At 28.7% G+C, this 13,757-nt stretch carries 9 protein-coding genes; 8 read left to right on the top strand and 1 reads right to left on the bottom strand.

The window, feature by feature from the left end:
- Window position 1 precedes the first annotated feature (1 nt).
- From BTO07_RS16645 to BTO07_RS16625, 5 genes are all read left to right on the top strand, one after another.
- Window positions 2-1,501: a TrkH family potassium uptake protein gene (locus tag BTO07_RS16645; protein WP_087522412.1), complete on the top strand. Its 1,500-nt coding sequence runs from the start codon at window positions 2-4 to the stop codon at window positions 1,499-1,501.
- Between the two features lie 85 nt (window positions 1,502-1,586).
- A complete protein-coding gene (locus BTO07_RS16640; protein WP_157663367.1) occupies window positions 1,587-3,719 on the top strand; it encodes a T9SS type A sorting domain-containing protein in 2,133 nt (710 codons plus the stop codon).
- 26 nt (window positions 3,720-3,745) lie between these two features.
- Window positions 3,746-3,925: a hypothetical protein gene (locus BTO07_RS16635; RefSeq protein ID WP_087522408.1), complete on the top strand. Its 180-nt coding sequence runs from the start codon at window positions 3,746-3,748 to the stop codon at window positions 3,923-3,925.
- An 86-nt stretch (window positions 3,926-4,011) separates the two neighbouring features.
- Complete coding sequence (locus tag BTO07_RS16630) at window positions 4,012-5,151, top strand: hypothetical protein (RefSeq protein ID WP_087522406.1); 1,140 nt, start codon at window positions 4,012-4,014, stop codon at window positions 5,149-5,151.
- Window positions 5,141-6,238 (top strand): nucleotidyltransferase family protein, encoded by a 1,098-nt coding sequence (locus BTO07_RS16625; RefSeq protein WP_087522403.1) that lies wholly within the window; start codon window positions 5,141-5,143, stop codon window positions 6,236-6,238. The genes BTO07_RS16630 and BTO07_RS16625 overlap by 11 nt, the downstream gene beginning before the upstream one ends.
- On the opposite strand, the gene BTO07_RS16620 is transcribed toward BTO07_RS16625, so the two are convergent.
- On the bottom strand, window positions 6,222-7,574 hold the full coding sequence (locus tag BTO07_RS16620; protein ID WP_087522401.1) for a UDP-N-acetylmuramate--L-alanine ligase: 1,353 nt from the start codon (window positions 7,572-7,574) through the stop codon (window positions 6,222-6,224). The two genes, BTO07_RS16625 and BTO07_RS16620, sit on opposite strands and share 17 nt — an antisense overlap.
- 167 nt (window positions 7,575-7,741) lie before the next feature.
- Between BTO07_RS16620 and BTO07_RS16615 the strand changes: the two genes are divergently transcribed.
- The 3 genes from BTO07_RS16615 to BTO07_RS16605 are packed head-to-tail and all read left to right on the top strand — an operon-like array spanning window position 7,742 to window position 13,680.
- Window positions 7,742-10,648: a gliding motility-associated C-terminal domain-containing protein gene (locus tag BTO07_RS16615; RefSeq protein ID WP_087522399.1), complete on the top strand. Its 2,907-nt coding sequence runs from the start codon at window positions 7,742-7,744 to the stop codon at window positions 10,646-10,648.
- A 15-nt stretch (window positions 10,649-10,663) separates the two neighbouring features.
- Window positions 10,664-11,599, top strand: a complete 936-nt coding sequence (locus tag BTO07_RS16610; protein ID WP_087522397.1) for a PorP/SprF family type IX secretion system membrane protein — start codon at window positions 10,664-10,666, stop codon at window positions 11,597-11,599.
- Between the two features lie 11 nt (window positions 11,600-11,610).
- Window positions 11,611-13,680 carry an OmpA family protein gene (locus BTO07_RS16605; RefSeq protein WP_087522395.1) on the top strand — a complete coding sequence of 690 codons (2,070 nt, stop codon included), beginning with the start codon at window positions 11,611-11,613 and terminating at the stop codon, window positions 13,678-13,680.
- Window positions 13,681-13,757 lie beyond the last annotated feature (77 nt).

The raw sequence follows: 13,757 nt of genomic DNA, 5'->3' as shown, positions 1-13,757 counted from the left end.
AATGGGATCTTTAAACACCAAGATAATTTATCGTTTTTTAGGTATTACAGCTATTTTAAACGGATTCTTTATGTTTCTTGCATTTCCTTTTAGCGTTTATCATGATGAAAATGCAAAATGGGGTATTTTAGGAGCTGGTGCAGTAACTGTAATTATAGGGCTTCTACTTTATTTTTCAAACAAACCTGAAAGTACAAATATTCAAAAAAAAGAAGGATACCTAATTGTAACTTTAGGTTGGTTAATACTTTCTTTTACGGGCATGTTACCTTATTTACTTACTGAAGCAATACCAAGTGTAAGTGATGCTTTCTTTGAAACAATTTCAGGATATTCAACAACAGGTTCCTCTATTTTAACAGATATAGAATCGATGCCAAAAGGAATTTTATTTTGGAGAAGTGCAACGCATTGGATTGGTGGAATGGGAATTATTGTTCTTACAATTGCTATTCTTCCACTATTAGGTATTGGAGGCATGCAGCTTTTTATGGCGGAAGCTCCTGGTCCTTCTGCAGATAAATTACACCCAAGAATTACAGATACTGCCAAACGTTTATATTTAATTTATGTTACACTAACCTTAGTTCAATTCTTATTATTAAAAGTTGCAGGTATGACTTGGTTTGATGCCATAAACCATGCAATGGCAACAATGAGTACAGGTGGTTTTTCAACAAAAAATAGCAGTGTTGCTTTTTATAATAATTTACCTTTTGTACAATATATTATTATCTTTTTCATGTTAGTTGCAGGAACAAATTTTGTGCTTACCTACTTTGCTTTAAAAGGTAAAATTCAAAAAGTTTTTCAAAGTGAAGAATTTAAATATTACTTTTTTGGTATTATCGGTGTGTCTGCAATTATTACCATAGTTGTTTACTTCTATCAAGATCCTAATTTACAAACTACAATTGCACACCCCATGGTTTATGGAAAAGCAGAAAGTGCTATTAGACACTCACTTTTCATGGTAACATCTGTCGTTACAACCACAGGTTTTGTTTCTGCAGACTTTACAATGTGGCATTTTTTTGCTACTGGTATTTTCTTTGCTTTGTTTTTTACAGGTGGTTCTGCAGGTTCTACAAGTGGAGGTATAAAAGTTGTAAGGCATATTGTTATGCTTAAAAATAGTTTTTTAGAATTTAAAAAAGCACTTCACCCTAATGCAATTATTCCTGTAAGATATGATGGTAAAGCTGTAAACCGAACTATTGTTTTTAACATACTTTCTTTCTTTATTATTTACATGCTTATTTTTATATTAGCTTCTGTAATACTAACTCTATTAGGACTAGATTTCATGTCTGCTTTAGGTGCAGCAGCATCTTCATTAGGTAATATTGGACCAGCAATAGGCTCTGTAAGTCCGGTTGATAATTATGCTCATTTAACAGATGCTGCAAAATGGTTTTGTTCTTTTTTAATGTTAATTGGCCGTTTAGAATTATTTACGGTTCTTATTTTATTTACACCTTTCTTCTGGCGTAAAAATTAAACTCAAACATAACTTTCTGTAAATTTGATAGTTACTCTTTTTTATATTTTATTTTTTGTATATTTAAAACAAAAAAATGAAAATTATGAAAGAAAAAAAATTCTTAAGAATTGCCGCTGCACTAATTTTAACATTAACAATACCTAAACAGTTAAATGCACAATCTGCAATTATCACTACAATTGTTGATGGTACTGTAGCAAGTGACCCTTGTAGCGGAGCAAGTGGCTCCGACCCAAGGTTTGTAGAACTTTATGTAAGTGGTACATTAGATTTCACAGATTATGATTTAGATGTTGAAACAAATGGCCCAAGCTCGGGAGTTGGTGATTGGGTATCAAAAAACATTTCTTCTTTGGGTACAATTACAAATCAATTTGTTTATTTAGTTCTCACTGCTGATTTAATATCTTTTGATTCAGCTTTTCCTGGAAAAACAAGAATAGGCATAGCTCTTGGAACTATCAATGGGAATGATTCTTTTAGAATTGAAGACCCTTCTGGAAATATTATAGATCTCTTTGGTAATCCTTCAGAAATATTAACTTCATCCACATATACTGGTTGGAACTATCAAGATAGTTATGTAAAGAGGAAAAATGGTAAAACAGCCAATGCCGGTATTTTTACTGAAAACGATTTTAATTACGCTGGTGCAAACACTTTGGATGGAGCAGATTGTACTACTTTAGCAACTGCTGTTAATTTAGGTTCTTATCTTGCATGGACAGGAACTACTAATAATGTTTGGTCAACTTCTACAAACTGGAGTACTTACTCTACTCCAATAGCTTCTGATGATGTTGTAATACCTAATGGCTTAACAACTTACCCTACAATTGCTGATGCTACCTCTGTAACAGTAAATAGTATAACTATTAATAATGGTGCCAGTTTAATAGCAGAAGGTACATCAACCGTTACTGGAAATGTTACATACAAAAGAACGGTAGATTTTGTTTCTGGTAATCTAAAAGGATGGTTTTTAATGGCATCTCCCGTTTTAGGTCAAGATTATAATGATACATATGTAACGGACAATGACATAGCTAGTAATGGAACTAACAGAGGTATTGCAACTTATACTTCAATTACAGATAGTTGGGCTTATCATCAAGGAGCAGCAAGTGCTGCCTTTACTTCTGGTAAAGGTTATTCTGTAAAAAGACAAACAAACACTGGTACAGTATCATTCAAAGGAACTGTTAATACAATTGATACAGGTGTAGATGCTGTTTTATCTTCCGATGGAAATCGTTTTAACTTATTAGGTAACCCTTATAATTCTTTCTTAAGCAGTACTACTTTTTTAAATGATGAAACCGCTATATCAGCAACAAAAACAATGTGGATTTATAATCAAACTTTAGGTACAAATGGTTCTTATGAAGTAAAAACTATTGGTGACGATTTTAAAATTGCTCCAGCTCAAGGTTTTTTCGTAAAAGCAGACGTTACTGGAGGTGTTTTTAATTTTACAGAATCTAACCAGATACATAATGCAGATACTTTTCTAAAAGGAACTGGAGATAAAACAGAAATTAAGTTATTTATTACTGATGGTTCAATAAATCAATATGCCAAAATTTATTATTTAAACAATACTACAACTGGTTTTGATGTTGGTTATGATGGTGAATTATTCAGTGGATTTAGTAACTCTTTTGCAGTTTACTCGCATTTAGTTGCTAATAATGAAGGAAAAAAATATCAAGTTCAATCTTTACCTAATTCAAAATATGAAAATATGGTAATTCCTTTAGGTGTTAATGCTGAAAATGGAAAAGAAATCACTTTTTCTACAGAAGTTTTAAACTTACCTAGGGAATTAAAAGTATTTTTAGAAGATCGATTCACAAATACTTTTATACGTTTAGATGAATCTAATAGTGAATATAAAATAAAGCTAACTGAAGCTTTAAATGGAATAGGACGATTTTACCTACACACCACTGCTAGCGTTTTAGATGTTCATAAAATAAATTTAGATGCTATAAGTATTTATAAAGCTAACAAATCAACAATAAGAATTGTTGGTTTACAACAAGATAATGCAAATATTAAGTTGTTTAACATTCTTGGAAAACAAGTAATGAATACCTCATTCACTTCAAATGGTGTGTCAGATATTTCTTTACCAAAATTAGTTACTGGTGTTTATTTTGCAAAAGTGCAAACGGAAACAGGAAAAGTAAGTAAGAAAATAATTTTAGAATAATAGTAAGAATTTTAAAACGATACATCATGAAAAAAAATATAGATAACACAACAGATAGTAGTCAAGATATCTCTCGTAAAGACGCTCTTAAAAAGATTGGGAATTACGGTAAATACGCAGCATTAACTGCACTTGGAACGTATCTAATTCTTAGTCCACAAAAAGCACAAGCTGCAAGCATGGAAGCACCTGGTACTGGATTTTAATAATTTTTATTATACTAAGAAAAACGCCTCAAAATTGAGGCGTTTTTTATTTTATATAATTAATAAAATAACTACTTTTATTCTTTATGAAAAAACAATCAAATTTCCTATATAAAACAGCTGAAGACAAAACTATTGTTTGGTTTGAAAACAGTAACGAATATTTAATTTTAGAGAATACAACTGCAGACATTTTAAAAAGATTAAGCAAAGGAATATCAATTGATGAAATTGCAAAATCTTTGTCTAAAAAATTAGACGTCCCATTAGGTAAAACTATCGATTTTGTTTTAGACTTAGAGAAAAGAATTTACGAGCCTAAAAACAACATAGAATCAGAAATAATTAATGATTATAGAGATATAAAAGCTCCAAAGTCATTTGAATTTATAAAATACTACAAGGTTAATAATGTTGTTTTTAAGATTTCCTATTTAAGTGAAAAAGAGCTTTCTCTTGTTCATCCAAAATTCGCACATTTAGTAAATGACGATTTGGTAGATTTTGATTATGAATTTGATGTATTTATAAATAACAACTATATCTTTCTTTTAGTTGATAAAAAACTAATTGGAGCTTGGAGTAATAAAAACATTCATTATTTTCAAGGTAAGTTTTCAATGGAATTAATTCAGAAAATTCATCAAAAAGAAGAAGATGAATGGATGGGTGTTTTTCATGCTTCTGCTGTAAGTAATGGAAAAAAATCTATCCTTTTCTTAGGTGATTCAGGGAATGGAAAAAGTACGTCACTAGCATTGTTACAAGCAAATGGTTTTACTTGTTTAGCTGATGATTTTGTACCTATGGATATTGAAAAAAGAGAAGTTTACAGTTTTCCTGCATCAATATCAATCAAAAAAAGTAGCTTAGACACCTTACTTCCTATTTATCCTGAATTAGAAACTACCGCTGAATACAACTTTACAAGATTAAATAAAATTGTTCGCTATTTAAAGCCAAATAACAACAATTACTTTAGTCATTTACCCTGTAATGATTTAGTTTTTATTAAGTATAAAAAAGATTCAGATTTAATTTGTGAAAAAATTTCAAAAATTGATGCTTTTCAGCAATTAATTCCAGATTCTTGGTTATCTCCAAAAAAAGAAAACGCTCAAATATTCTTAGATTGGTTCGATTCACTAAATTGCTATCAATTAACATATTCTAAAAATGAAGAAATGATAAAAACTGTTTCTAAAATATTCGAGAATGAATTATAAAGAAACATTATTTTTTATTGCTAAATGTTTAACTATTTCATTAGAAGAGAAAAATAGAAAAGAAATTGAAATTCAACTAAAAACTTCTGAAATAGATTGGGATAATGTTGTAAAAGTAAGTACAGCTCATTTTGTTTTTCCTGCTTTATATTGCAATTTAAAAAGAGCCAATTTTCTTCATTTCTTACCTGAAGAATTGGTTAATTATATGATTCATATTACTGATTTAAACAGAGAAAGAAATCAACAAATTATAGATCAAGCAAAAGAAATTAACGAACTTCTTTTAAAGAATAACATTACTCCAATTTTTTTAAAAGGAACAGGAAATCTAATAGAAGGTTTATATGAAGATATAGCTGAAAGAATGGTTGGAGATATTGATTTTATTGTTTCTAATGAAGACTTTAGAAACACTGTAGCAATTTTAAAAAAAGAAAAATATAAAGCCAAGAATGAAGTTTACATGGACTTTCATTGGCATTATCCTAAAATGGTTAAAGAGAATAGAATTGCAGCGGTAGAAGTCCATAATAAAGTTTTAAAGAAACCCTATACGAGTTATTTAGATTACAAAACTTTAAAAGATAATTCGTTTTCTTCAAGTAATTGCACTGTTGCTTCATTTGAGAACCAACTCTTAATAACCATTTTACAAAAACAAATTAATGATAATCTATATTTTTCTAAAACTATTACTCTAAGAAATGTTTATGATAGTTTTTTGTTGTCAGTTAACACAACTTCAAAAAAAAGAAATCTAAAAAACAAGATTATAAAAAAATATCTTAATAATTATAAAAGTTGCGCTACAGAACTTTTAAACGCTCCTAAAAGTATAGAATATACTATTAATAAGGAATCAAAAAAATATTTAGAATCTTATCTAAAAATTATAGGAAACTCAAAAAAAGAACTCAAAAAAATTGCACTTATTAACTCTTATATCAGAATTAAAGATAAATTAAAAATTCTACAATACTCTTTTACAGATAAAGAGTACAGTTCATATACTTTTAGACGATTAAAAAACGTTAGTTTCTATTTAAAAAATCTTGGACTTAAAAAACCTAAACCAAACGCTTAACTTCCTCAAAATCTAAACCTCCATAATTACCAGAACTCATTAAAACAACTGCTGTTTTTTCTAAATTTTGGCTAAATAAAAAGTCTTTAAATTCTTGTGGATTTGTATAAATAATTAAATCATCTCTTTCAAAAGAATTTGCAATTTGTTGCTCTGTAACTTCCTCTAATTGTTTAATCTTTACTGCGTGTGGAGAATAAAAAACAACTGCTTTATCAGCTGCATCCAAAGCTCCTTTGTATTCTGCTAAAAACGCTGCATTTAAACTAGAATAGGTATGCAGTTCTAGACAAGCCAATACAGTTCTTTCTGAATATTGTTCCTTTACAGCTTTTGTTGTTGCTTCAACTTTACTTGGTGAATGTGCAAAATCCTTAAAGATTACCGTAGCATTACTTTCTGCAATCTTTTCTAAACGTTTGCTTGCTCCACTAAAATTGGCAATCGCTTCATAAAAATCATCTTCATCAATTCCCATATGTTGACAAATCCATTTTGCTCCTGCTAAATTCTGAAGATTATGTTTTCCGAAAATCTCTAACGGTAAATCTCCTTCAGCTGTTACTAAAAAAGTAGTTCCGTTTTTAATAAAATGTTCTGGAGTTGAATATGGATATTTTTTAATATGATTTTCTGATGATTCTACAACTTCCTTTACTATTTCATCCTCTTCATTATACACCATGATTCCTCCATTTGTCATAGAATCTGTAAAGATTTTAAACTGCTCTATATAATTTTCAAATGTTGGAAATACATTAATATGATCCCAAGCAATTCCACTTAATAAAGCAATATTTGGTTTGTATAAATGAAATTTTGGGCGCATATCTATTGGCGAACTCAAATATTCATCACCTTCTAAAACAATAAAATCGTTTTCTTCTGTTAAATGCACCATCGTTTCAAAACCTTCTAATTGTGCCCCAACCATGTAATCTACCTCTTTTTCATGATAATTTAAAACATGTAAAATCATAGAAGTAATTGTCGTTTTACCATGAGAACCACCAATTACAACACGAGTTTTATCTTTAGATTGTTCATATAAAAACTCAGGGTAAGAATATATCTTCAATCCTAATTCTTGTGCTTTTAATAATTCAGAATTGTCGTTTTTAGCATGCATCCCAAGAATAATTACATCTAATTCTGATGATATTTTCTCTGGAAACCATCCAAATTCATTTGGTAATAAACCATACTTCTCTAAACGAGATTTAGATGGGTTATGAATAGTATCATCACTACCAGAAACTTTATATCCTTTTTGATGCAAAGCAATGGCTAAATTATGCATTGCACTCCCTCCAATAGCAATAAAATGTATATTCATAAATGTTCGAATTATTATTTTTTTACAAAGATAATAAAGTAAGTTTTACTAATCTTTGTTTTCCATTATTTGCCCTATTATTTTTTCTAATTGAAAAAAATAGCTTAAATTAGTTCTTGTAATTAAAAGGTTATTAGATTTTCTTTTAACCCTCCTATTAAGTTCTTATGAGACATATCCCCCTAAAAAAAATAATATATTTTATATGTTGTTTTTCTTCTTTTTTTCTAGTAAATAACACTTACAGTCAATGTGCTGGCAGTAATAATTCTTTTACAATTTGTGATAAAGAAGCAAATGCAAACTATCAAACACTCAACTTATTTAATAAATTAAATGGAAGCCCTCAAACTGGAGGTGTCTGGAAAAGTAACAATCCACTAAACAAAAAAGCATTAGACACTACTTCTGGTATTGTAAATCTTTGGAAAATTAACCGATTTGGTACTCATTCATTTACTTACACAAATCTAAACTGCAACGAGAGCGCTACAGTAACTATAAATTTAGGTGGTTACCCAGGAGAAGACAACATAAATGGAGGTGCTAATGCATGCAGCAATAACACAAAAGTAGATTTATATACTTTTTTAGATAATAATTTAACCGATTTAAATGCGGATATTAATGGAGAATGGGAAGAAGCTACTAATACCCCAAAAGGCTTTCTAGATGGTCAGTTTTTTAATGCTCAAAAAGCAGAAGCAGGAACTTACTCTTTTACATATACCGTTGATGATGTAGTTACTTGTTCTTCAAAGTTTGCAACAATCTTACTTGAAGTTCACAGAGCTCCTGAGTCTGGAACTGCAGAAGATCTTACTATCTGCAAAACTGAAGACTTTTCTTTATATACTAATATCGATTTATTTGATCAACTTTCTGAAGAAGATACTGATGGTATATGGTTTGACATAGATGGAACGAATCAACTTTCAGATTCATTTGATTCAACAATTAATATTCAAGAAATATATAACAATTTTGGTTCTGGTATTTACAAATACGATTATACAGTTTATCAGACTCATGGTGTTTGTAAAGAAAAAACTTCAACCGTAACTATTTCTATTCCTGAAATTAAAGGACAATTTCAAGTAAATAATCAATGTTTAAAAGATCCTTTATTAATAGAAATTCTTTATACAAATACAAATAAAGATGAAATTACATACAATCTTGATTATGAAATTATAAACTCAAATACTAATGATTTAGTTTACACAGGTACAATTAATAACATAACAAATGATCCTAACAATCCATTATATATTAAAACTGCTATAGAATTACCCGCTAATACAATTAATAAAGCTGGAAAATATACTGTTAAAGCAACAAAAATATCAAATGTAAATGGTGTTATTTGTAATTCTTTAGAAATATTAGAGAATCAGTTTATTATCTATGATACAGAAATTTCTATACCAAAATTATGTTTTGATGGGATAAACGCTATTATTACTATTAGTAATTTAGTTGATAATAACGGAGAACAATCAAACAATACATACTCTATTAATTACATTATAGAAGATTTAATTAATGGGAGTTCTAAGCCAATTAAAAATCAAGAAATAACTTTTACAAACGGAACTGGATTATTACCTGTTGATATATCTTCTTTTCCTGAAAATGCTATTGATTACAATTTAAAAATAGATAGTCCAACTAATAGTGGATTTATATGTATTGATTTTAATTTTTCTGCAGCTTTAATACCAGAAGATATTCAATTAGATATTGTAATTGATAATGTATGTAATACAACAGAAATAAAAGCTGTAATTGATGCACCTATAATCACTACAGGAAAATATACAATTGAATATATAGTTTCTGAAGAAAGTAACTCAACTGCTATAACAAATAACACAACTATACTAACAGGAGGAATAGCAAATTATAATGTTGATATTTCTAAACTAGAAACTGGTAATTATAAAGTAACATTAAAAAGTGTACAAGATGATACAAGTCGTTGTAGAGCACAATTTGAGTTTGAAAAAACAGCATTTTTCTCTATAAATGGAAACCCAGTAGCTCCGACTCTAGATGCTAATCAGACTTTTTGTTTCAATTCTGATCCTTCTACAAATGAACCTAAAATATCTGATATCATTGTTAACTCAGGAGAAAACCTTACTTGGTACGAAAACAATACATCTACAATTCCTTTAGATACAGCAACATTTTTGATTGATGGTGAAGACTATTTTGTAACTTCATCAGATTCTAAAAACACTTGCATAAGTTTAGAGCGATCATCTGTAGTCATAAAAATTAATAAACCTTCAATAATAACTTCTAATAATATAAATCCTACTTTTTGTACTATTGACAAAGCGACTATTGCAAACTTAGACGCCATTGCAAATAAAGGAAGTGTAATTTGGTATGATTCTTTAACAAATGGGAATTTATTAAATGAGACAACCAGTCTAGAAGATGGAAAAATATATTTTGCTGTAGAAAGTATTGATGGTTGTGAGTTTACCACTCGATTACCATTTACGATTACTATCTTATCATCTCCTAAACCAGAATACACAGGTTCTAAATTACTATGTTCTTTAGATAATTTATCCCTTTTTGATTTAGAAAAAGACATTGTTACTGACAATAATTCTAATCTAATTTGGTATGATTCGTTACAAGGTGGCTTCGAGATTAATAATTCTGATAAGCTTCAAGAAAATGTAAATTATTATGTAGCAAGCATTAACTCCTCTTCAAATTGTGAAGGTGAACGTTTGCTGATATCTGTAGATCTTTCTAAATGTAATCCAGAGAAATATGGATTTTATATTCCTGATGGTTTTTCTCCAAATGGTGATTCTGTAAACGATCTTTATTACATACCAAACATAGAACTCTTTTACCCAGATTATAGTCTTGAAATTTTTAATCGATATGGACTATCAATTTTTACAGGAAATAAAAGTGCTCCTTCTTGGGATGGTAAAAATAATAAATCTGGTAACGTTGCTACAAGTGGAGTTTTCTTCTACATTTTAAACTACAATAAAGACAATTTAAAACCGATACAAGGTCGCTTATACTTAAGTAAATAATACAATAAAAAATAGATGAAAAAACTAATCCCCCTTATAATTTTCGCATTTCATTTTTTTGCCTTTTCACAGCAAGATCCACAATACACGCAATACATGTACAATCAAAGCATAATCAATCCTGCTTATGCTACTAATGATTTAGATGTAATTAATTTAGGTGCAATGAATCGTTCTCAATGGATTTCTACAGTTGGAGCTCCAAAAACATATACATTTTTTGCGCATGCTCCATTAAGTGAAAAAATTCAAGTTGGTTTATCTTTTATTACAGATAATATTGGCGATGGTATTTTAAGAGAAAATAATGTTTATGCAGATTTTGCTTACGTTTTGCAAGTAGGAAAAAATCAAAAATTATCCTTAGGTTTAAAAGCTGGTTTCACTAATTTTCAAACAAATTTTAGTGGCTTTAAACTTCCGGATGGTCTTCTTACAAACGATGAAGCTTTTAATAACCAAAATAGAATGTTGCCTAACTTTGGTTTTGGTGCTTTCTATTTTACAGATGATTATTATATCGGTTTATCTGCTCCAAACTTTTTAAAATCGAAACAAATAGAACAAAGAAAAGGACAGAATAGACTTGGTGCAGAAGAAATTCATTTCTTTTTAACAGCTGGTTATGTTTACAAACTTAACAACCAATTTAAAATTAAACCTTCCATTATGGCAAAAGCTGTAAAAGGTTCTCCGATTACATTAGACACTTCAATAAACGTATTATTTAATAATAAGTTTGAAGGAGGAGTTTCTTATAGATTGAACGATTCTTTCAGCGGAATGTTTAATGTTAGAGCTACAAATAATTTACGAATTGGTTATGCTTATGATTATACAACCTCTAATCTAGGTAACTTTAATTCTGGAACACACGAAATAATGCTACTCTTTGATCTCTATTTAATTGAATTCAAAAAAGGGTATGACAAATCTCCAAGATTCTTTTAAAATATAGCATTATGAAAAAAACAGTAATTACAATATTCTTTTTGTTCGTTGCAGTAATATGTAACGCGCAATCATTTGATATCATTAAAGCAAATAAATATTTTGATCGAGCTTTTTATGCTGAAGCAATTCCTCTTTATGAAAATATTTTGGAAGATAAAACTTCAATGGATGTTGTGCAAAAACTAGCAGACAGTTATTATTATTTATACAACATGCCTAAGGCGAATCGTTATTATAGGTATTTAATCAACAATTATAAAGGTCAAATTGAGGATGAATATTATTTTAAATATTCACATACTTTAAAAGCGACTAATCAAACTAAAAAAGCAAATGAAATCTTAAAAAGTTTTTACATCAAAAAGAATGATAAAAAAGGTTTAGAAAAGTTAAATCAATCTATAACCTATTTAGAAAACATTAAAGTTATTGGTGACCGTTATCTAATAAAAAACTTAACTATAAATTCTAAAAATTCAGAATTTGGAGCAATCAAGAAAGATGACAAAATCATATTTTCTGCGACAAAAAAAGAAAGTAATTTTTTAGAAAAATCTTACAGATGGAATCGCAGTCAATATTTAGATTTATATGAAGTTTCTATTGATAAAATTCATTTAGACAATAATGTTTCTAAAAGTATTTCGGCTAACATCAACACAAAAGTTCATGAGGCTAACGCTATCTTTACTAAAGATGGAAAAACAGTATATTTCACTAGAAATAACTATACCAAAAACAAAAGGCATAAAGACAATAAACACATAACTCATGTTCAGATTTTTAAAGCGGAATTAATTGAAAATGAATGGAAAAATATTCAACCTTTATCTTTTAATAATGTTGAATATTCTACAGAACATCCTGCTTTAAGTAACGATGAAAAAACGTTGTATTTTGCTTCTGATATGCCAGGTGGTTTTGGATCTTTTGATATCTATTCAATTCCGATTCTTACTGATGGAAGTTTTGGTAAATCTAAAAATCTTGGAAAAGAAATAAACACAAGTAAACGAGAACAGTTTCCTTTTATCTCTAAAAACAATGAGCTTTATTTCTCTTCAAATGGGCATCCAGGATTTGGTTCATTAGATGTATTTATCAGTAAATCTGTTAACAATAAATTTTCTAAACCAGATAACATTGGTTTACCTGTAAACTCAAGTTATGATGATTTTGCTTTTAATATAGATACTGATAATAAAGAAGGATACTTTTCATCAAACAGACCTTCTGGTAAAGGTAGTGATGACATTTATAGCATTTCTGAAAGAAAACCACTAATTATAGAGGATTGTGAACAATCTATTACAGTTTCTATAACTGATATAGACACAAAAGAAGTAATAGGAAACACCAATATTTTAATTAAAAAAGGATATACAACATTAAATGAAGCTCAAACAGATTCTGTTGGTAAATTCAATTTTAATACAGAATGTAAATTATCTTATACACTTGTAGCTTCTAAAATTGGTTATTTACAAGAACAAAAATTTATATTGATAGATAATATCAGAAACAAAAACAACAAGGTTTTTATAGCTTTAAAATCGTTAAAACAAATAGATATAGAAAAAGATATTGCTATTCAATTAAAAAAGGACCACGATTTAAAGTTAAAAATAATTGCAACTAAAAAAATTGAGATAGACAAGAAGAAAAAAATTGAAGGAATTATTGCAGAAGAAAAAAGTATTGAAAAAAATAAAGATAGAATCGTTGTTAAAACTGAAGATATTAATTTTGATTACAAACTTTGGTATTTGCGTAAAGACGCAAAAAGTGCAGTAGATAAAGTAATTACTTTAATGAAAAAGCACCAAAAAATGGTTATTGAAATAGGAACTCACTCAGATATTCGAGGACACAATCAATATAATTTAGAACTCTCACAAAAAAGAGCAAATTCAGTTCGAAAATATTTTATTGAAAAAGGTATTCAAAAGAATAGAATTTCAGCTATTGGTTATGGAGAAACCCAACCTCTTATAAAATGTAAGACAGAAGATTCTTGCACAGAAGAACAACATGAAGTCAATAGAAGATGTGAATTTATAATCAAAAAAATAGAATAACAAAAAACAAACGAGCCAAATGGCTCGTTTGTTGTATACTATAAAAACATTATTAATTATCTTTAGAACGAAACTCA

The organism is Polaribacter sp. SA4-12, assembly GCF_002163675.1.
Lineage (GTDB): Bacteria > Bacteroidota > Bacteroidia > Flavobacteriales > Flavobacteriaceae > Polaribacter.
This window is presented reverse-complemented; position numbering and strand designations above follow the sequence as displayed.

Excerpts from the sequence above, each read along its gene's own strand:
- BTO07_RS16645 (WP_087522412.1), top strand. The coding sequence starts at position 2 with ATGGGATCTTTAAACACCAAGATAATTTATCGTTTTTTAGGTATTACA.
- BTO07_RS16640 (WP_157663367.1), top strand. The coding sequence starts at position 1,587 with ATGAAAGAAAAAAAATTCTTAAGAATTGCCGCTGCACTAATTTTAACA.
- BTO07_RS16635 (WP_087522408.1), top strand. The coding sequence starts at position 3,746 with ATGAAAAAAAATATAGATAACACAACAGATAGTAGTCAAGATATCTCT.
- BTO07_RS16630 (WP_087522406.1), top strand. The coding sequence starts at position 4,012 with ATGAAAAAACAATCAAATTTCCTATATAAAACAGCTGAAGACAAAACT.
- BTO07_RS16625 (WP_087522403.1), top strand. The coding sequence starts at position 5,141 with ATGAATTATAAAGAAACATTATTTTTTATTGCTAAATGTTTAACTATT.
- BTO07_RS16620 (WP_087522401.1), bottom strand. The coding sequence starts at position 7,574 with ATGAATATACATTTTATTGCTATTGGAGGGAGTGCAATGCATAATTTA.
- BTO07_RS16615 (WP_087522399.1), top strand. The coding sequence starts at position 7,742 with ATGAGACATATCCCCCTAAAAAAAATAATATATTTTATATGTTGTTTT.
- BTO07_RS16610 (WP_087522397.1), top strand. The coding sequence starts at position 10,664 with ATGAAAAAACTAATCCCCCTTATAATTTTCGCATTTCATTTTTTTGCC.
- BTO07_RS16605 (WP_087522395.1), top strand. The coding sequence starts at position 11,611 with ATGAAAAAAACAGTAATTACAATATTCTTTTTGTTCGTTGCAGTAATA.